Annotated in this window: 17 protein-coding genes and 1 riboswitch; of the genes, 11 read left to right on the top strand and 6 right to left on the bottom strand. The window is 40.4% G+C overall.

Annotated elements, in window-relative coordinates; translation table 11 throughout:
* Window positions 1–47: 47 nt before the first annotated feature.
* Together ntrB and ACM0OP_RS01410 are read right to left on the bottom strand one after the other, a co-directional pair.
* The gene (gene ntrB / locus ACM0OP_RS01415) at window positions 48–899 is read right to left on the bottom strand and encodes a nitrate ABC transporter permease (protein WP_414526599.1); all 852 of its coding nucleotides are present in this window, start codon (window positions 897–899) and stop codon (window positions 48–50) included.
* Window positions 900–995: 96 nt separating this feature from the next.
* Window positions 996–1,206: riboswitch (cyclic di-AMP (ydaO/yuaA leader) on the bottom strand.
* 287 nt (window positions 1,207–1,493) lie between these two features.
* Window positions 1,494–2,423: a DUF2382 domain-containing protein gene (locus ACM0OP_RS01410; RefSeq protein ID WP_414526598.1), complete on the bottom strand. Its 930-nt coding sequence runs from the start codon at window positions 2,421–2,423 to the stop codon at window positions 1,494–1,496.
* 406 nt (window positions 2,424–2,829) lie between these two features.
* Here ACM0OP_RS01410 and ACM0OP_RS01405 point away from each other — a divergent pair, with 406 nt between their 5' ends.
* The gene (locus ACM0OP_RS01405; RefSeq protein WP_414526597.1) at window positions 2,830–3,660 is read left to right on the top strand and encodes an S-layer homology domain-containing protein; all 831 of its coding nucleotides are present in this window, start codon (window positions 2,830–2,832) and stop codon (window positions 3,658–3,660) included.
* A 196-nt stretch (window positions 3,661–3,856) separates the two neighbouring features.
* Here ACM0OP_RS01405 and aspS read toward each other — a convergent pair whose 3' ends face one another.
* The 4 genes from aspS to ACM0OP_RS01385 all read right to left on the bottom strand — a co-directional run bounded on the left by aspS (window position 3,857) and on the right by ACM0OP_RS01385 (window position 9,090).
* Complete coding sequence (gene aspS / locus ACM0OP_RS01400; protein WP_414526596.1) at window positions 3,857–5,644, bottom strand: aspartate--tRNA ligase; 1,788 nt, start codon at window positions 5,642–5,644, stop codon at window positions 3,857–3,859.
* A gap of 123 nt (window positions 5,645–5,767) precedes the next feature.
* Window positions 5,768–7,093, bottom strand: a complete 1,326-nt coding sequence (locus ACM0OP_RS01395) for an ABC transporter substrate-binding protein (RefSeq protein WP_414526595.1) — start codon at window positions 7,091–7,093, stop codon at window positions 5,768–5,770.
* 6 nt (window positions 7,094–7,099) lie between these two features.
* Window positions 7,100–7,762, bottom strand: a complete 663-nt coding sequence (locus ACM0OP_RS01390) for a glycosyltransferase family 2 protein (protein ID WP_414526594.1) — start codon at window positions 7,760–7,762, stop codon at window positions 7,100–7,102.
* 221 nt (window positions 7,763–7,983) lie between these two features.
* Entirely contained in the window at window positions 7,984–9,090 is a 1,107-nt protein-coding gene (locus ACM0OP_RS01385) for a methyltransferase domain-containing protein (protein WP_414526593.1), read from the bottom strand.
* Window positions 9,091–9,326: 236 nt separating this feature from the next.
* Here ACM0OP_RS01385 and ACM0OP_RS01380 point away from each other — a divergent pair, with 236 nt between their 5' ends.
* The 10 genes from ACM0OP_RS01380 to ACM0OP_RS01335 all read left to right on the top strand — a co-directional run bounded on the left by ACM0OP_RS01380 (window position 9,327) and on the right by ACM0OP_RS01335 (window position 21,039).
* Entirely contained in the window at window positions 9,327–10,679 is a 1,353-nt protein-coding gene (locus ACM0OP_RS01380) for a UDP-N-acetylmuramoyl-tripeptide--D-alanyl-D-alanine ligase (RefSeq protein ID WP_414526592.1), read from the top strand.
* 887 nt (window positions 10,680–11,566) lie between these two features.
* Entirely contained in the window at window positions 11,567–12,163 is a 597-nt protein-coding gene (locus ACM0OP_RS01375) for a hypothetical protein (RefSeq protein WP_414526591.1), read from the top strand.
* A 15-nt stretch (window positions 12,164–12,178) separates the two neighbouring features.
* On the top strand, window positions 12,179–12,556 hold the full coding sequence (locus ACM0OP_RS01370; RefSeq protein WP_414526590.1) for a hypothetical protein: 378 nt from the start codon (window positions 12,179–12,181) through the stop codon (window positions 12,554–12,556).
* Complete coding sequence (locus tag ACM0OP_RS01365; RefSeq protein ID WP_414526589.1) at window positions 12,504–15,251, top strand: hypothetical protein; 2,748 nt, start codon at window positions 12,504–12,506, stop codon at window positions 15,249–15,251. The genes ACM0OP_RS01370 and ACM0OP_RS01365 overlap by 53 nt, the downstream gene beginning before the upstream one ends.
* Before the next feature lie 56 nt (window positions 15,252–15,307).
* A complete protein-coding gene (locus ACM0OP_RS01360) occupies window positions 15,308–16,075 on the top strand; it encodes a hypothetical protein (RefSeq protein WP_414526588.1) in 768 nt (255 codons plus the stop codon).
* 17 nt (window positions 16,076–16,092) lie between these two features.
* Window positions 16,093–17,142, top strand: coding sequence for a hypothetical protein (locus ACM0OP_RS01355; RefSeq protein ID WP_414526587.1), 1,050 nt, complete (start codon window positions 16,093–16,095; stop codon window positions 17,140–17,142).
* A gap of 35 nt (window positions 17,143–17,177) precedes the next feature.
* Window positions 17,178–17,993, top strand: a complete 816-nt coding sequence (locus ACM0OP_RS01350) for a hypothetical protein (RefSeq protein ID WP_414526586.1) — start codon at window positions 17,178–17,180, stop codon at window positions 17,991–17,993.
* Window positions 17,994–18,040: 47 nt separating this feature from the next.
* A complete protein-coding gene (locus ACM0OP_RS01345; protein WP_414526585.1) occupies window positions 18,041–18,721 on the top strand; it encodes a hypothetical protein in 681 nt (226 codons plus the stop codon).
* Window positions 18,722–18,743: 22 nt separating this feature from the next.
* Window positions 18,744–20,324: a TrbI/VirB10 family protein gene (locus ACM0OP_RS01340; protein ID WP_414526584.1), complete on the top strand. Its 1,581-nt coding sequence runs from the start codon at window positions 18,744–18,746 to the stop codon at window positions 20,322–20,324.
* A 166-nt stretch (window positions 20,325–20,490) separates the two neighbouring features.
* Entirely contained in the window at window positions 20,491–21,039 is a 549-nt protein-coding gene (locus tag ACM0OP_RS01335) for a hypothetical protein (RefSeq protein WP_414526583.1), read from the top strand.
* Window positions 21,040–21,190: the final 151 nt, after the last annotated feature.

Genomic DNA, 21,190 nt, shown 5'->3' with positions numbered 1-21,190 from the left:
CGCAGAATTAAATTGCGTCTTGCTAGGTTTTAATTAGTCAAATTTTGTTAGTTAGAAGCTTTAGGCCTGTGGGTTACTAATTCTTCGATTTTGCCCACTGCATAATCTAGAACTAGTCCAGTCACCCCAATCACTATCACAGCTAAAAAGACTGAACTAAGATTTAAACGACTCCATTCGTCCCAAACAAAAAAGCCAATACCAACACCACCAGTGAGCATTTCTACTGCCACAATTACTAACCAAGCAATCCCTAAACTAATGCGTAATCCTGTGAAAATATAGGGCAAACTTGCAGGCCAGATAATTTTCGTAATCCTTCTCCAACGGGGCATTTCTAATACCCGCGCTACATCTAAATAATCTTTGTGAACGCTGGCAACACCCAAGGCGGTATTAATGATGGTTGGCCATAATGAGGTAATGAAAATTACGAAAATTGCTGAAGGTTCCGCCAAATTAAAGATAGCTAAAGCAATAGGCAACCAAGCCAAAGGTGATACGGGTTTAAAAATCTGAATGATGGGATTAAACGCAAGCATGGCTGATTTAGACATCCCAATCAGAAATCCCAAAGGAATCGCTACGACTGCGCCTAATAAAAAACCAATTAATACCCTTCTTAAACTAGCTATCAATAACCAGCCAATTCCTAAATTGCCAGGGCCTCGTTGATAAAAAGGGTTTAAAATATAATCAAGATTGGCAATAAAAGCTTCCGGAGGAGTGGGCATTAATTCACGATGGAACAATGCGACAACCCACCACAACAGAATAACTCCCAAAAGCCCCAAAGCAGGTAGGAGAAAAACATCTCTGGCAACTACGGGTTTGGCTTTTTTCCAAGCAGCTTGACCAGCGATCGCCATAATCGCTGCTAAATTTAATTGCAATATCATTGATGACCTCAACAGAAATAAGTGCAGGCACAAAAATCTGAGCAGTACCAGCCTTGGATACTGATGAGATCAAAACATTATAAAAATGCTGTCTCTTCAGTCTCCCCTCAATGCCTACGAAGTTAGCTGACGGGCTAGGGCTGAGAGATGCCCCTCTCTTATCGATTTTGGATGAGGAATTTGGGATGAATTTTCAGTCTCAAACTTCAAATCTTTTTAACAATCGATTCAGAGATACGCCCCAAAATTTGGTTCCTCCGCTCCAGCGTTATGAGTTATAACTCGCTGGATTAGGCTGACTTACTCAAGCTTACATTGCATTATACACTAATCTCTTGAATTGGCAATAAGCTGATGGATTAAAGTTAATATACCTGAATAATAAAACAATATGAGGATATTTACACCACTGGGAGCTTAACAGGGAAAACCTAAATTGCTGCCATAAATGGCTGATTTTCACAGGTTCTCTGATGTCTTCCACCTGTGAACTTTATCTCTACATTGCTATGATTGTACTAATTAAAAACCCCCATTCCCTGAGTGAGAAAGGGGGACAATTAATGTTGACTAAAATACCTTCCCAATACACTTTTAACTTCTTCTTTTGCGTGGTGATCGATCATTGCCTTGATTTACATCCAATTCTTCCCGACGCAGGTTTTCTTGAACCTCAACGTTATCCGTTTCTACCACCTTCTTCACATCTACTTCTTCACGCAAAACAGCTTCTTTACGAATTTCCGGAGTCTCTTCGTAAATATCTACCCGTGCAACTTCACCTTCCTGGAAATTCACTTCCCCAGGCTGCGCCCTGCGTCCAGCATCTGTTGGCGTAGTGCGTTCAATAATTACACGGTCTTTTTCCAGAGGTACAGAAACATTTGCTCTATCAGTTTCCACGTGTTTACCAACCGATACCTCTCCTGTTTTCACACGGGATTTATTAGCAATTAACCGTTCTTCATACAGTTTCAGGTTTTGATGATTGCGATCGCTGGTGCTATATAGATCCGGTTCTCGGTCGTAAGTATAGGTGTCACGGTTATAAGCACTATCGGTTGTAGGTGCAGTAGTTCTGGCTGTCGTGTCTGCATAAGCGGTGGGAGTATCTAAAGGTGTGGTAGCCTCTACAGGTGTGGTAGCCTCTACAGGTGTTGAACTCTCTACAGGTGTCGTGCGATAAACTCCCCGTACCTGCTCTTCATAATCATAATCCACCCGTTCCAGGTCATGAAAATCAGGTAAGCTTTCTACTTGCTCTCGCGTTAGTCCTGTAGCATAGACTCTTCTATCTGTATAACTTATGCGCGATCGCCCAATTGGTAACAATACTTGCTTACCAAAAATCCAAAAGCCTGTATCCACAATTAGGTAACGAAAACGTCCAGTTTCATCAACTAAGATATCTTTGACTGTTCCCACTTTTTCGTGATTGATATCTGAATAAACATCAAAATTATCAAAGTCGGCATCTTTATCTTTATAGTCACCAGAAGAATCGTGCAATTTATAAAGAACCATATTAAAATCTTGCCCAAATCTACACCCACAATCCTAATGTGTATGTGATATTTATCCTTCTTTCTGGCGAGGTAATTTAACTAATAGCAGATTTACTACTTGTAGTAGATTTCAATTAAATCAGAAATTCAAGAGTAAAAATAACTTTACTTTTATAAGAGTATAAGTAAGTCATCGTAAATCATATAATATTTTTAGTGGCTGGATTAAGAGCTATATTAAACTATTTTCACAGAGTTAGCGTTATTCTCGGAAACTTACTTAATTACTATTTTGTGAATTTGACTTAACACTTTAGATATAATTGTTTGAATCGCTAGGTAGATAACTATGGAAAGATAAAAAAATATTATATAGATATAAATTTAAAACTAAATAATTTAAAGTAAATGGAGGTATGTTTTGGATGTCTAGCTTATCTCGTTTGACTGCATTAAGTGCATCTTTGGTAACTTTAGGACTAGCAGCAAGCCTAACTTCTCCAGCTTCAGCACAGAATAGTTTTTCCGATGTTCCCCCAAATTATTGGGCAAAACCATTTATTCAGCGTTTAGCTGCAAAAAATATAATTGCAGGATATCCAGATGGGACGTTTCGACCAGAACAGGCTGTACAACGGGATGAATTTGCAGCGATGATTCGTCAAGCATTTGATCAAGAACCAGTCAGGGAAATACAAAATGGTAGTGCTTTTGCAGATGTTCCTGAAGGTTATTGGGCATCTGTGGCCATTGAGTCAGCATATCAACAAGGCTTGATGAGTGGTGATTCTGGTGGTTTATTTCGCCCAAATCAACCAGTTTCTAGAGTAGATGCTTTAGTTACTCTCACTAGAGGTTTGAATTTAGTACCCCAAACTCAGCGAGTGGTGAGAAGACCTGTATATTTGCCCTTGGCGATGACTTCTTTAATGCAGCCTTTAGTAGCAGCCGCCGCACCTCAGCCCAGTACGCCTGTTGCAGCAGTCAAAGATTATTATAGTGATGCCGAACAAATTCCTCAGTATGCTATTAATGATGTAGGCATAGCAACACAAAAAAATCTGGTGGTTAATCATCCCAATCCTAGACTGCTAGAACCTAATGAGCCTCTCAGACGTGCTACGGCGGCGGCTTTTATCCACCAAACTTTGGTTGCTCAGAACAGAATGGAACCTCTGCCTAGTAATGTGGAAGCTTTTAACTATATTGTGCGTCCCCAAGTTACCCAGGTGGGTAAAGTAGGGAGTAGGGAGTAGGGAGTAGGGGGTGTGGGGGTGTGGGAGGTGTGGGAGGTGTGGGGGTGTGGGAGGTGTGGGAGGTGTGGGAGGTGTGGGGTAAAAGCCTTTCGGTGTCTAACTTTTATGATCAGTTTTTTTCCTAACGTGCTTGGCGGTTACTATATCATTGTGATTTCTGTTGAGAGACGTTGTATGCAACGTCTCTACATTTACTCTAAGACTTGGGCTTAAAGGTCGAAGCAACGTGTAATTCTTTCAATTGCTTGACATCTACGCTGGAAGGTGCATCGGTGAGTAAGCAACGGGCTTGTTGTGTTTTGGGGAAAGCAATGACATCCCGAATGGAGTCTTCCCCAGCTAGTAACATGACTAAACGGTCTAAACCGTAGGCAATGCCACCGTGTGGAGGTGTACCATATTCAAAGGCATCTAAGAGAAAGCCAAATTTATTCTGGGCTTCTTCAGGTGATAAACCAATGGCTTCAAATACTTGCTGTTGAATATCGCTTTGATAAATCCGCAGACTTCCACCACCAATTTCTAAACCGTTTAAAACCAAATCGTAAGCTTGGGCGCGGGCGGTTTTTAAATCGCTGATATCTTCGGGGTGGGGTGCTGTAAAGGGATGGTGCAGTGCTTCTAGGCGTTTTTCGTCAGCATTCCACTCAAACATGGGGAAGTCTGTAATCCACAGTAGGTTGATTTTTTCGGGATTTATTAATTTAAATTCCTTAGCTACAACTTGCCGCAATCTGTCTAAAGTTTTATTAACTGTAGCGGTATCTCCAGCGCCAAATAATAACAAATGACCGGGTTTTGCACCTGTACGTTGCAAAATTTCCTGTTTTTGCTCTGGGCTGAGGTTGTCTTTGATTGCGCCTATGGTGTCAATTTCGCCATTTTCTCTGACGCGGATGAATGCTAGACCTCTTGCACCGGCTTCGCTGGCTTCTTTAAATAAGTCACCGCCTGGTTTGATGCGGACGTTAGAAATGGCATCGTTACCTTCAGGAATTGGCAGGATTTTGACTATACCACCTTGGGCGATCGCATCCCGAAAAACTTTAAACCCAGAATCTTTTAAAACATCGGAAACATTGACTAATTCCAAACCATAGCGGGTATCCGGTTTATCACTACCATAGCGGGACATAGCATCAGCATAGGTCAACCGGGGAAATGGTAAGTTTAACTCAATGCCTTTAACTGTCTTAAAGATATGAGCAACTAACTTTTCATTCAGGGCGATAATTTCCTCTTGAGACATGAAACTCATTTCCATGTCCAACTGCGTAAATTCTGGTTGTCTGTCGGCGCGTAAATCTTCATCCCGGAAGCAACGGGCAATCTGATAATATCTATCCATGCCTGATACCATGAGTATCTGTTTGAATAGCTGGGGTGATTGGGGTAAAGCAAACCACTCGCCAGGATTGGCACGACTAGGTAAAATGTAATCTCTCGCTCCTTCTGGGGTGGAACGGGTGAGAACTGGGGTTTCGATTTCAATGAAACCTTCTAAATCTTCTAAGAAACGACGCATGGCTTTCACGACTTGATGACGCAATTGCATATTCTGCGCCATGCGTTCTCGGCGTAAATCCAAATAACGATACTTTAGCCGCAAGTCTTCCCGTACAGATTCACTGTAAGCCCTGGAAACTTGAAACGGTAACTGCTTACCAACGCCATTGAGGAGAGTAATTTTATCGGCGTAGATTTCTAATTCCCCTGTAGGGATGCGGAGATTCAAAGAGTCTTCGGGACGGTGGGTCACTGTCCCAGTAATTTCCACAACGTATTCATTCCGCAGCGTATTTGCTAGATCGTAGGAATCTGGGGTGCGTTGCGGATCACTGACAACTTGGACAATGCCAGAGCGATCGCGTAAATCTAAGAATATCACACCCCCATGATCCCGGGGACGGTCTACCCATCCATACAAGGTAACAGTTTCTCCAATATTTTCTTTTCGGAGTTCGCCGCAATAGTGAGTTCGCATAGGTGTTAGTTTGATTCTGTCGGGCTAGATGGGCTAGTAAATCTCAAAGCTTTCCCATTATCTAGCATCAATAGTCATTGTAGTAGTTTCAGGTCAAGAAAAAAAATTTTCCCTTTGACCTAACTATTTATCTTGCCAAATCAGTTCCAAGCGCTTTTGGGCTGATTGCAAAGCCTTCTCAGGAGACTCACCTAGCAACGTGGACTCAATGGCTCGACCCAGACTATCAGATAAACTATTATAACCAGCGATAATTGGTCTACCCCGTGCTGCCGGCATTTGTTCCAGAAAAACTTTTAACACAGGTTGTTCGTTGATGAATTGCTGAAAATCTGCACTGACGATAGATTTGATGTTCACAGGTAAAAAACCCGTACCAATACTCCATTCAGTTTGAAACTCTTCACTGACAACAAACTCTAAAAACTCCCGTGCTGCGGCTTCTCTTTCCGGTGTTGTCTTCATGACATACAAATTACCATCACCAATGGTTGTAGCTTGGGTGACATTTGCAGGCATGGGAAATACCTGATAATCGACATTAGACTTCATGATATAAGTCCAAGGGCCTGTAATTTGCATCGCCACACGACCGGCGATAAAATCATCTTCTTCATAACCCCGTTCTGGTGCAGATAACTTGGCTGAACCATCTTGAATCAAGTCTTGCCAAAATTGCAACGCCTGTACTACTTCTGGGGTGGTTAAATTGGGTTGATCATCAGTAATTATCTCTCCGCCGGCACTCCATAAAAAGGGCAACCAACTAAATACAGTCCATTCTCCTTTACCTAAAGGTAGCAGTATACCATATTGTTCTGGTTGACCATCACCATCTTTATCTATAGTCAATTTTTGGGCAACTTCTCTTAATTCTGCCCAAGTTTTCGGGGTTTCGGTAATTCCCGCTTTTTGGAAAAGTTCTGGTCGGTAAAAAATGCCAATATTACTAGTGTAAAGTGGCATTGACCAGAGATGATTATTTAATGTTAATGCTTGCACGAGGTTGGGACTAACTTCTGATTTGAGGGGTGATTTTTCCCACCAATCTTCTAACGGTGTAATTGCGTCTATTTTCACCAACTGACCCGTAATTTGGGGGTAAAATGTGAGAATATCTGGTGGGACATTACCGACAACTGCGGCGAAAATTTTCGGTATTTGTTGATCTAGTCCACCTGCAAAAATCGATTCAACTTGAATATCAGTATGAGTTTGATTAAATTTATCGACTAGCTTTTGAAAGACATCTCGGTTAGCTGGGGGGTTAATTCCTTGCCACAATGTTAAACGAATTACGCCATCATCTGTTTTTGGTGCAGCTTGACAACCAGATAACAGGATGAGAGATAAACTCAAAACAATTCCCAGAACGAATAACCTGCTAACAGCAGAAATGCACTGGCGAAAAAAATTCTTGATGAAGTGTAGTAAAATATTGCTGTTCATTCCCAGTTAGCTAGATGAAGAAATTTGCTCTAAAACGCTTTTAGTAATACTTGTTTCGGCTCTAGTATAAATATAAGTTTCCGGTTCCTTGACTTTTGCAGTGGTAAAGATTTTTTCTGCCCGTTCCCAAAAGTCTGTATCTTCTCCATAGGAAATATTATCAAATCCCTTTAATTGAAAAAATACGTGTCGCTTACCAAAAAAGGTGGGGCCTAAAACACATTCTCGCAGATTAATGGTTTTACCTGGTTGAAAATAATCGGCGACAAAAATTTCTTCTTCTGAGTAAAAGCCGCCTTCGATTAAATCAACTTCTGGATGAGCTTGCATATATTCCCAACGGGATTTTAAATGATTGGCTTTATAAGCATCATCACTGTCTATAAATGTTATATGTTTCCCAAAAGATGCTTGAATACCAGCATTTTTAGAGTGACCTAATTTGCGGTTTTGATGTTTTAAATAACGGATATTAGGGAATTTTTGCAGATAGGCATCAACCAGGGTAAAAGTATGGTCTTGACTACCATCATCTACTACAACCAATTCCCAGTCTTTAAAGGTTTGATTAATCACACTATCAATACAGGTTTTGAGGTAATTTACCCGGTTGTAAGTGCATAAAACTACTGAAACTTCTGGTTTTATATTAAAGTTGATACTGCTCATTTTAGATAATATGGGGAGTGGGGAGTAGGGAATGTCCTAATTTCATATAAAGACTCATAGAAAGAACCCCTCCCTAACCCTCCCCGCAAGCGAGGAGGGAACCGGATTTTGGTGGTGTAGGGTGGATCAAAATAATATGCAGCCTCACAAATAATTGGTATTATGCCTCAAACTTCTCAAAATCTCATTTCTATGTGTCTCTGTGGTTAGTTTCTTCGTGTTTATTTCTGAGCCATAATACAAGTAGCGACGGGATAATCTGGGTGAAAAGCATCGAGTTCTGTGGTGGTCAATTCTTCCACAGCTATTCCATGATAACTAGCGATCGCACTGGTAGGATTACCATAGACATATAATTTTTGTTGACTATAGTTTCTAAATATATAAGCAAAAGCATCTGGTAAAGGTCGCCAATAATCGGAGGGAGTAGCATGAACTCTGATAGCACTGGGAACCATAGCAAAGCATTTTCCTCCTGGTTTTAACCAAGTGAGAATATTTTCTACCGCTATCCAAGGCGCATAACAATGTTCTAAGACATTAAAAATAATCACGGAATCCAAAGATGCTGGTTTTACAATTGAGACATCATGGACATCCCCAGCTATATCGACTCCAGGGCCTGCTTCTATGTTGAGAATTTTATATGATGTACCGGGATTAACTTCATAAAAATCTTTATCTTTGGGGGTTCCGCCTATTTCTAGAATATCACCACCAATTTTATCTTTAATCTCGGCGAGAAATTTACTGAGATAATATCTATCAACGGGAGTTCCTCTGGTTAATCCGAATGCTTGACAAATAGGAACTGCTTTTTTTAAATCACCCCAATCTATGGAACCTGTGGCGGGTGATAATAAACCTATGGTTTCTAGTTTATCTACTATGGCGCGGAAGTCTTCCAGAGTTTGAATGGAATCTGTATCATCTTTTAATTGATATTGAGAAAATAATTGCGGTAAAACTTGGTAAGTTTGTTGACTGATTTCACCCAGTTCAAATTGTAGGTCTTTTTCAATGAAACTACGAAAGCCTTTACCAAAAATTGTCAAACTACCATCTGCTAAAAATACTATAGCATCTTGAGATAAAGGCTGATATTGGTCTACTTCAGGAATGTATTTATCGCCTAGAGAGGTAATGTGGATTTTTTGCCAGATTTCGTATGCTTTTTCTAAAGAATGTTCATGGATAAATATTTCTAGGATTATTAACCATGATTTGGCGGTTATGATTTCGGCGGTGCGCTGACTCCATGCAAAGATGGCATATAACTGAGAATTTTCGACTTTTATAAAAGCATTGGGGATATATTGTTTAGGCATATAATTATTTATTTAAGTTTTATGTACTTGCTAAGGACTCAGGTATTATAAGCTATTTCAGGATAGTTTGATGATGCCATAGCATTTCCTAGTCTAATAAAGTACAAAAATATCTGCGTTTATCTGCGTCCATCCGCGTTTAATGATCACTGATAACTAAATTTATGCGCGGTAGCACCAGAAAATTTGTATACTTTGTGTTTGGCTAATTTAACTTTAAAAATCAGTTCCTAGTTATGCCTTGGTCTGCTACCATTTCCCAACTGTGTGAAGTTCTGCACGCGGAATCTGTGAATTTATCTGAGGATGTTTTAACCCAAGTCAGCAGCGCTATTCAAACAGATACCCGGAAAATCAAACCCGGTGAAGTGTTTTTGGCTTTACGAGGGGAAAAGTTTGATGGACATGATTTTGTCGCCAGTGCGATCGCTCAGGGTGCGTTAGCGGCTATTGTAGACTGTGATTATCAAAATGCAGATTTGCCATTATTGCAAGTCAGGAATACTTTAGTAGCATATCAGCAGCTGGGTAGATGGTGGCGCGATCGCCTCAATATTCCAGTAATTGGGGTGACAGGTTCTGTGGGAAAAACCACCACTAAGGAACTCATAGCCGCAGTTTTGGCAACCAGAGGAAGAGTTCATAAGACCTACGGCAATTTTAATAACGAAATCGGTGTACCCAAAACTTTATTAGAACTGAGTACAGAAGATGATTATGCTGTGGTAGAAATGGCGATGCGGGGTGAGGGACAAATTGCCGAATTAACCGATATCGCCCGTCCGAATATTGGCGTAATTACGAATGTGGGAACTGCACATATTGAGTTACTGGGTTCAGAGGAAGCCATCGCCCGTGCTAAATGTGAGTTATTAGCCCAAATGTCTCCCGATGGTGTAGCGATTCTCAATCATGATAATTCCTTGTTAATGGCTACGGCTCAAGAAGTTTGGTCTGGGAAAGTGGTCACTTATGGTTTGGCTGGTGGTGATATTCAAGGGCAGATTATAGATAACGAAACCATTCAAGTTGAGGGAATGCAACTACCTTTACCTTTAGCTGGTCGTCACAATGCCAGTAATTTTTTAGCGGCTTTGGCAGTGGCGCAAGTTTTAGGAATTGATTGGTCAAGTTTGCAAAATGGTGTAATGGTGAATATGCCTACAGGGCGATCGCAACGATTTACCCTAGCCCATGATATAATTATCTTAGATGAGACTTATAATGCTGCACCAGAAGCTATGATCGCAGCGTTGCAATTATTGGCAGATACACCGGGAAAACGCAAAATTGCGGTATTAGGTGCAATGAAAGAATTAGGAGAGCGATCGCCCCAACTGCACCAAAAAGTGGGTGAAACCGTGCAGAGGTTGCAATTAGACGCTTTGCTAGTGTTAGTAGATGGTAAAGACGCAGAGGCGATCGCAGAAAGTGCCGCAGGTATCCCATCAGAATGCTTTGGGAATCATGCTGATATAGTAACCAGATTAAAGACATTCATCCAACCAGGCGATCGCATCTTATTCAAAGCCGCCCATTCCGTCGGACTAGATCGAGTTGTAAATCAGTTGCGTGATCAACTTCTGTAATATATCTGGGGAGTGGGGACTGGGGACTGGGGACTGGGGACTGGGGACTGGGGACTGGGGACTGGGTATTGGGTATTGGGTATTTATTGGAAGCTAAAAATCTTCCCCCCTGCACCCTGCACCCCTGCCTCTTCCCCCCCTACTCCCTACTCCCTACTCCCTACTCCCCTTCGACTTCGCTCAGGGCAAGCCTACTCCCCATCCCAGTAATCAAAAATAAGTAAAGTCCGCACCTGCGGACTTGAAAAATTGGATAAGGTTAGGTTCTTAACAAGATGGACTACAACTTGTTAGAGGTTATGTTTATTGTTGATGACATAGCTGAAAAAATCAAGTGTTTCCGATATAACTTTTAGACATAATAACTGGATTTATGTCTGATTATAACTTCACTATTCGGAAATCAGAAATTAACATTTTCTCTGGTTAAATATCTGTTTATAGATACTCTGCTGAGTGCCAAAAAGTTTTCACCCCTAATTTTAAGCAAGATATACGCTACTTCAACTCACCTCTAGTAAATATGTGGTATAATCAAGTGGCTGTATATAATATTTTTGTATTTATTAATACAGGTATTACGCAAAAGCATGAGAAAAACTTCGCCAACAGTATACCCCAAAGAGCAAGAGCAGGTAAGAGTTATAGACAATTATTGGTTAAAAAAAATCCCCAAAGAATTGCTGTAACTTAACTAAATGTTAAAAACTAATTAATGAAACCTTAATACAAGGTGATACAGGGAAAATATAACATCACCATACAATATAAATTACATTAAATCCCTGGAGAAATACAGATGACAGGTGACACCTTTAAAACTAAAGTAAAACCTTTAAGCACCAACATCACTAATATGTTGGATCAATGATCAGGGACATAAAGATATGCCGAAAAGTTATAGCGTGAAAAAACTAGAGCAAGATTTAACTGTTAGGAGCAAAAAAATACCTGGGGAATCATGGTTACAGCAACTATTTCTATCCCTACCGTTTTTATTAGCTGGTGCTGTATTTCTCAGCGTTATTAGTTTCACAAGTCCCATGCTGCTGTTTTGTTTGCTAGCTAGTGGCTTAATATCAATGATCTTGCAACAAATCGGACAGCAATTGCATTTGTCTAAGCGCTGGGTAATCACATTACAAATATTGGCAATATCTGTGATTCTCAGCATATTTTGGTTAGACTACTTTGCTCTTGCTGCTCATGCTCAATTTTTTGGCAGAGCTGAAAACTTTTTTAGGAACACACTCACACAAGATGCTGGGGGAGATGCCAACGGACAAACAGCAGTTAGCCTAATTTTTAACGTTTTAAGAGCCATTTATTTACTTTATATCGCTGTTTCTCTCATTGGTGTAATTAACGCCGTGCGGAAAGATGAAGACTGGCAAAGTATCGCTAGAATACCCCTGTTAGTAGTTGTGGCTGTCACCGTTGCCGATGTCTTGACAGGTTTTGTTATAGGTGATACCAGTAATTAATCTGGATTTATTTTTATGGCTGAAGAACGAGATCAAGAATTTCGCCCAGTTAATCAAATTCTCGGTTCACAACCATCATTAGGGCCAATTCCGGCTGACCAAATTTTTCCTTGGCTGGTAATTGTTCTCGCTACCTACTTTGTGGTTAATGGCGTATTTGGAGGGATATTTGCAGATGATTTTCAGCGCTGGTTGTGGACAGCATTAATTGCAGGTTGGGGAATCGCCACTTGGTGGATTTTAACTGGTGGTAGAAGTTGGCGCTTTTTAAGCAAATTCGTGGGAGTTCCCACTTGGACAAGAGGCTTTGCACGTTATCAAAGCTTGTTAGAAATTAACCATGAAGCAAAAAATCGGAAAACAAAGCCTAAGCATCGCCGGCAAAGAAAGTAGATTAACACCATTTGAGGATGCGCTACATTTGGCGACCATGTTAAGGGTGGCGTTGGATGGTCGTGATATCGGTGCTTACATCTTAAACAAAGAAACCCAAAAAGATAGATTTTGCTTTGTTTTTGGGTTTGAATGTCGGGGAATCCATACTACTTTACGCGCGGAACAAATCAACACCATATTTAATAATATTGAATCTGGGTTAAAAGATATTCCTGAAGGTGAAAAAATGACCTTGCACATTGGGTCATTTAGTTCTGATAAACAACGACAAATAGAATTAGGAGACTTAGTAAAACGCACGCCATCACGGGATATTAAATACTTATTAACAGCCGAAAGAGCCAGAATCCAAGAATTAACTCACTCTGGGGTGCGTAAACCCAAGTTTCTGCGAATATATGTCACTTATACCATTGAACCTAACGCCACTCAAGCTGATGATTGGATTGAAAAGCTTTTAGCGCAAGCTGAGGGATGGTGGTTACAGTTTAAAGGAGAATTAACAGAAGTTCAAAACCAACGCATTGAAAGTTTAATTACTAATGCTTACCAACAAGGGTTTTCTCGTTGGGAACAATTGTTATCTAACAAAATGGGTTTAGATGTTAAACCTTTGAATGCTGAGGAACTGTGGTCAGAAGTTTGGCGAAGATTTAATGACACACCAGCTATAGAGATTCCTCAATTACTGGTTTTAGATGAAACTGGACTACATGAGCAAGTTAATTCGGATTTAGCAAGTACCAAATTACTGTTAGAAAATACCCACAGTACAACTTTGCTAATGGAATCTAATGTACCCTGTGCTGACCGCCGTTGGGTAAATGTGAAAAATCGTTATATTGGCGCGTTAACATTTCTCGAAAAACCCGGCGGTTGGTCAAATAAATTTGCTCAGTTACGTTATTTGTGGGAATTACTAGCGAGAGAAACTGTAGTCGATACAGAAATTTTTTGCGAATTAACGGCGGCGAATCCGGCTTTAGTGAAAACAACTTTACAACGAGTGCTAAAACAGTCAAATATGACAGCACTGATGGCGCAAGAAAAAAGTAAAACTATTGATGTTAGCGCTCAATTAAAGTTGAAAAAATCTGTAGCCGCGCAAGAACAATTATATGAGGGTGCAGTACCGATATATACGGGTATAGCTATTTTTGTCCATCGTCCCACTGTGGCAGAATTAGATACAGCTACTAGATATATTGAAAATTGTTTTCAAAGACCAGCGCAGGTAATTAGAGAAATAGAGTACGCTTGGAAAATTTGGCTACAATCTTTACCCGTAGTTTGGGAAGGTTTATTAGTCAAACCTTTTAACCGTCGTCAATTATATTTAACCAGTGAAGTTCCCGGATTAATGCCTTTAGTTTTAACTAAAGCCGGAGATAGTCACGGTTTTGAATTGATTGCCGAGGAGGGTGGAACTCCGATACATTTAGATTTGTTTAACCAGCATAAAAATTTGGCTTTGTTTGCGACTACTCGTGCTGGTAAATCGGTGTTAGTATCGGGAATTTTAACTCAGGCTTTAGCGCATGGGATTCCCGTTGTGGCTTTGGATTTTCCTAAACCTGATGGCTCATCTACCTTTACTGACTATACAGAGTTTATGGAGGGGAATGGAGCCTATTTTGATATTTCTAAAGAATCCAATAATCTTTTTGAACAACCAGATTTGCGATCGCTCTCACCAGAAGAACAACGCGATCGCCTACTGGACTATACTGGATTCTTAGAATCAGCCTTAATGACAATGGTTTTAGGGTCATCCACCGAAAACCAACTGCTGTCTCAAACCGTCCGTTCCCTCCTCAACCTCGCCTTAACTGCTTTCTTTGCAGACTCAGGGATTAAACAAAGATATCAACAAGCCATAGCCGATGGATTTGGTAGTTTAGCTTGGGATAAAACCCCCACCCTGCATGACTTTTTGTATTTCTGTTCCCCAGAACATCTGCAACTAGACTCTCTCAGTGGTCGGGTAGATGACGCACTCAGTCAAATTCAACTCAGGTTAAGGTTTTGGCTTTCTAGTCGCGTGGGACAATCAATTTCTGCACCCTCTAGCTTTCCTACAGACGCTCAACTTTTAGTTTTTGCACTGCGGAACCTCTCAGACAACGAAGATGCAGCCGTCCTGTCTCTCAGTGCTTATTCCGCAGCCTTGCGCCGAGCTTTAAGTAGTCCAGCTTCCATCTTTTTCATTGATGAAGCCCCAATTTTATTTGAATTTGACCAAATATCCGATTTAGTCGGGAGAATTTGCGCCAATGGAGCAAAAGCCGGTATTAGAGTGATTCTATCAGCCCAAGACCCCGATACTATAGCTAAATCTAAGGCATCATCAAAAATTTTGCAAAACCTATCTACTAGATTAATTGGTCGGATTCAACCAGTGGCTGTAGATAGTTTTGTGAGTATTTTAAAATATCCTCGTGATATTATTTCTCGTAATGCAACGGAAAGCTTTTTTCCCCGCAAGGAAGGTATTTATAGTCAATGGCTATTAGATGATAATGGCATTTATAGTTTTTGTCGTTACTATCCAGGTTACGAACAATTAGCGGTGGTGGCTAATAACCCCAATGAACAAACTGCACGTCAACAAGTTATGGGAGAACATAGTGATAAGTATGAGGCTATTTCTGTGTTTGCTCGTCAGTTAATTGCTTCGCTGCGGGGGGGATGATGATCTCACGCAGAGTCGCAGAGTCGCAGAGAGTTGGAGTTTTTTAGAGGTTCAATATGCGTAAGGTTACTGTTTTGACTTTGGGTTTTTCTTGCTTGTTGGTTTTACCCGCAATGGGACAGTTAGGTAATGCTTGGACGGAATTTCAATTCTATTCTGTAGATATGCAGAATTATTTGCTGAATAATCTCAGTGAAAGTTTAAGTTCTCTGGAAATTAGAAGCCAAAATGCTCTGAATAATTCTACTGGTGAGTTGAATATCCCAAATCCTGTGGAAGCGGGAAAAAGTTTTCGCCAGGATATATTTTTTAACCCCACAACTGATAAATTTGAAAACAATCCGGTAATTCATTCTCAAGCCATTAGTGATGAACTGAATCGGTTAATTACTCGTGCTTCTGTGGAAAGCATTATGGGGGAAAATGGACAATTACGGTTAAAGTCTAAATTGGAAACTACGGAAAATAGTCTGGATAGTATTGAGGCTTTGACGGAATCCTCTGATAATATTTTTCGGAGTATTCTCAATTTTGTTGAGACTTTCGCTCCACAAAATCCCTTAGTCGCTATAGAAAGTGAAAAAGGCAATTTGCAATTACAAGCTATTAAAATTCAACAGGAACAAGCCAAAATTATGGCTGAAACATTAGGACAGTCAATTCAAACAAATCAATCTTTGCAATATTCTAATTTGAATTTAGTAAATATTTCCCAGCAGATGTCAGAAATTAATCGCTCCCGGCGAGTAGATGCAGCTACTGAAACAGCAAGACTGATCCGCACTACTTCTCAGGTAGATTTGTTTAGTCGAGAAGAAAATTAATATGATTGTGAATTAAAATGCAGCTTTATATTTTGCAAATCTTTCCAGAAACTGGTATCAATGAAACTTTTGATAGCGGTGCGGCTACAGCCAGAAGTATGGCTGAAAGTTGGGATAATCAATGGCTAGATTTATTACAAAATAATAGCAGTAATAATTTATATGGGGCGCTGACAAATCTGGGGGTGTTCTTTGCTGTGGGGACTCTTTTATTTTTTATGATGCAATGGCTCAAGGATGTTATTTACAGTGAATATTCTCGTCCCATTACAGGTTTAATTTGGCCGTTTATTGTCGTATTGTTATTAAGTAATACAGGAGATGGGAGCATCCTTTCTAGTCTCACATTGGGGGTGAGAAACTTGATTAATACCGTGAATCAACAAGTCATTACCACAGCAGATGCTGAACAATCCTATCAACAAGCTCTGAATATGAGTTTAGCAGAAGAAGTTGCTGGTTCTTTGCTCCGTCCTTGTCAATCACTGACGGGGGAACAACAAACTCAATGTTTTGAAAAAGCTAGTGATCAAATAGATAGTTTGTGGCGAGAATATAGGAATTTGTATGGGAATAGAGTTTGGATTGATAGATTGGAAGCTCAAGTGTTTGCACTGAAGTTTAACACGGGAAATTTATCGGAAACTAGCTTTAACGCCTTAGTAGGAAATACCACCCAAACTAGTATTAAAAATTTTTTAATCTCTTTACAATATGCTTTTCAAAATTTAATTGAGGCGACAATGTTACTGATAGCCGCTTTGGGACCTTTGGCTGTGGGTGCATCTTTGTTACCTGTAGCTGGTAAACCAATTTATGCTTGGGTTACGGGGTTATTTTGTGCTGGAATTGCCAAGATTTCATTTAATATAATTGCTGCTGTCACCGCCGCCGTAATTATTAATGGGCCGGGAGAAAATCCCAGTGCTAATCCTGATTTAATGTGGTTCATAATTTTTCTGGGAGTTTTAGCTCCTTTGCTATCTTTAGCGGTAGCAGGTGCGGGAGGATTTGCGGTTTTTAGTGCTATTAATAATACTACTGATGTGGTGAGAAATAGAATATAAATTTTCGGATTTGTTCATTAACTAAAAATTACAAGATGACAAATTTACTGCAAAAAAGAAAACCAACCACAAGCGTTCTGACCATCTTTGCGATCGCCACCTTTAGCCTCCATCTCGCAGTATTATTCTTTTTCATCTTACAAGGCTTAAAAATTCGCCAACTTAGTCAGAGAGAACCACCTAGCTTTGTGGAAATGACGGACGGTCAAACCATAGCTGCTGTGGATGATTTAGCCAGAGATCCCGAAGCCATTCGCCAATTTATCAGTAAAACTATGACATCTATGTTTAACTGGTCGGGAACTTTACCACCACAGAGTATTGCAGAAGCAGCAACACCCCAATCAGATACAGGAATCCAAATTAGAACCCCAGAAAGTGGAACTCAAAGAGTCACAACCAGCAGTTGGGTAGCAAGTTTTGCCATTTCAGAAGATTTTCGCAAAGGTTTTTTAAGTGCGATCGCCCAAATGACACCACCAGAAGTTTTTTCCAACAATCCCACTCAAAAAATATCAGGAGAATTAATCATCCAACGCCTTTATCCTCCAGAACAAATCGCCCCCGGTCAGTGGCGCGTCGGGATGGTAGCCGACCTCATTCAAAAAAGAGAAGATGACAATAGAAGGACAGTTACACCTTTTAATAAAGATGTATTAGTGCGTGCAGTGGATTATTTTCCCTATCCCCTAGCCAATAATAGCACCGACATCCAAAAAGCCATTTATAGCAATCGTACTGATAGATTAGAAATTTACGAAATTCGGGATTTATGTTTACTAGAAGAATATAGCAACCCCAGCACAGATAAATCAAACCCCTGTGAAAATCCTCAGAGTTTTATCAGATAAATTTTATTTCCGTACAGTTAAATTATAATTTATATACTCAAGCATCTATGCAACTAGTCAAAACAGAAAGCAAAAACACTAGTATCCTCCCACTGTTAGCTGTAGTCACATTTGGCTTACATCTATTTACCTTAATGTTGCTTTTGTTCCATAATTCCATGATTCAAGCTTTACAAAGACAGCTAACACCCCAAAGCTTGGTGCAACTGATAGATGGACGGGCTATTACTGTAGACCCGCAAGAAAGTGACGACAGACATCCAGAGACAATCCGCCGTTTTGTCGGTGAAACTATGACCTTAATGCTAACTTGGTCACAGCAACAACCACCACTCACAGTGTGGCAAATTAGTTCTCAACTATTAGCCAGTGATTTGAAACCTAAATTTCAGGCAGAAATTACTAACTTAAATCCCACCGGACAATTAGCAAATATTAATCGGCAAACTGAGTATGTATTAGTCATAGAAAAAATCTCTCAACCCACTCAAATAGGTGATGGTAGATGGAAAGTTGAAATGTTAGCTAATCACTTAAATTTCAGTCCTGCTAATAATCTAGGAAACTCAACAGAATTTAACAAACAAATATTTGTTAGAACCATAGATCAACCAGCAGCAGCAATTCCTAGTAAACCCCTACCCTGGCATTTAGCAGCTTATCGTTTGGGAGAGGCTAGACTAGAAATTTATCAGATATGTGACATCACAGATAATACCTGTTCTTAAAATTAAACCCAAGTAATACACCATGACTTCATATTCAATTCATCCAGAAATTTCTCCCCAATATTTATCAATCTCTCAGAAGCCAGCACCAAAAGTAGATCCTCATGATTGGGATTCGAGAATGGCACAATTGGTTGGGTTTAAAGAAGAATCACCACCAATTAACGTTGATGCAAGAGAAGTAGAATCAGCCAGTTTGCAGCCTTACCAGTCTCAGCCAGAACAAATCTCCACTGACCAGTCTCTCTCATCAAATCCCTTCGCTAAATTAGCTTTAGTCGGTGGTGCTACCTTAGCTCTGGTGCTGGTAGCTGGTGGATTTTTATCTCAGGTGATGAATACTGGTAGTCAACGATCGACAAATAATCTGGTTTCCGCACCTGCACAACCACCAGAACCCATTGAATCTGCACAACAAAATTTAGCACAAGAAGTAGAGATACTCAAAACCAAATTAGCTTTGGCGGAACAAGCCCAGACAATTACAGAAGCCCAACAACAACTGAGAAATAGAGTAGTTCCACAGATGGAAACTGCTTCAGTGAGGGAAAGCATACCGAGACCTATGCAGACTGCTACAGCTCCCAGGGTAGTTACTGTTGAGCGCATTGTTGAAAGGCCAGCGCCAGATCCCGTCCAACCCATTGCGATCGCACCTCCGCCAGCACGATTACCGACACCGATTGCGTCTGCTCCCCCAGTCACAATTCCCCCATCACCCCCATCACCTCCATCTGTCCCATCTCCACCTAATCCCCTGGAAGAATGGACAAGATTAGCCAAGTTAGGTAGCTATGGTCAGGTTTATACTACTGGTGAATCTCGCGTGAGTACCGCTTTGTCTGCACCAGAAACTAATGCTAATTTACCAGCGCAGTTAAGTAATTCTCCCCCAGAAGCAACGCCACCAGAAGCAGATATTTTAGTCAGCCAAACCCGGTCACAAAGCCCGAAAGCTGTGAAAGTTGGGACTAGTGCGAAAGCGGTTTTAGCAACTGCTGTATTTGGGGAAACTACCCGCTCCAGGGGTAATGAGGCTCATGAGGATGGTAATGTATTTGTATTGCGTTTGAGTAGTCCTTTAAAAACAATAGATGGTGCGATCGCCCTACCAGTGAATACGGAACTATTAGCTGAAATTAGTTCTATTTCGGAACGAGGACTAGTGGAATTGAAAGTAATCACCGTTATTTCTGAGGAAAATGGGCAACTAGTAGAACAGAGTTTACCCAACAATTCCATAACGGTACGCGCTCCCCAAGGTAAACCTTTAGTAGCAAATCAATATCCCAATGAAGGCTCATCCATAGCAAGAATGGACTTAGGAGTATTTGTTTTAGGCGGTATTAGTAGAGGGGCAGAATTATTTAATCGCACAGAATCCCAAGTTACCATCGAAGGTAGTAGCACCATCGTTAGTAACGTCAACAATAGACGGAATATTCCAGCCGGGGTTTTAGAAGGTGGCTTAAAGTCGGTAGTTCCCCAAATTTCCCAACGCAACCAACAGGCCATATCCCAAATGTTGCAACGCACCAACCTTTGGCTACTACCAGCTGGTCAAGAAGTGGAAATCTACATCAATAGAACCATGCAGTTGTAATTCGTAATTCGTAATGGGCTACGCCCCGCTACGCTAAGGTAATTCGTAATTAAATGGGTACAAGCACCCAGAGATTATAACTACGGATTAAGTAAAGCCTTCGGCAGAAAAAGAGGCATTATCAATTACGAATTATTTTGATATCAACACTTCTTCCTTTGCAGCCATGAAACTAAAATATCCTGATTTATTACCTCTAACTTCTTTCATTTTTGCAGTTGCAATCTTGTTATTTGCAGGTCGTGCTGTTGGTAGGAATGCTGTTCTGCGTTCTATGTTTTCTTGCCAAGCACAAGGTTTAGGGGGAGTAGTACCCACCATTACAGTTTCCTATCAGCAAGGGACAAATTTAAGCTTTTTACCAGCTGGAGAAACAATCAAAAAAGTCTGGTTAAACGACCCATCACAGGTAATTATGGATTTTGATGGACCAATGTGTATGCAGTTCGGTGCAGAACGTAACTTGAACTCAGGAGATTGTAAAAACTCAGGTGCAAACGTGATTCATCTGCGGCGTATTCCCAGATTGAACATTCCCGGATTACTTCAAATGGAGAATACACTTTTAACAGTAATTACTCAAGAGGAAAGTAGAAGTAAACTTTATACATTCAGAGTTTTATATGAAGACACTGCTCCTGATTATCACACTTTAGCTATTTATCCTGATCCTGTAGCTGGGGAAGCAGCTTGTGTGAGAACTTCTCAATATTAATATGTGCCAAATAACCTGCTCATCTATTAGATGATGGTTTTCAATGTCTGATTCACTCGATCAATCTTTCTGAAACCTATTATAATTTTTTGCGGAGTTCTGAAGAGGCCGATGCTGAAAATATGCTTACGGATTTAGAGTCTGTGGGTGT

The sequence above is a fragment of the Nodularia chucula CCY0103 genome (genome assembly GCF_963923915.1).
In the GTDB taxonomy this organism is placed as follows: Bacteria; Cyanobacteriota; Cyanobacteriia; order Cyanobacteriales; family Nostocaceae; genus Nodularia; species Nodularia chucula.
Note: the sequence above shows the minus strand (reverse complement) of the source record. Positions and strands in the feature narration are given on the sequence as shown.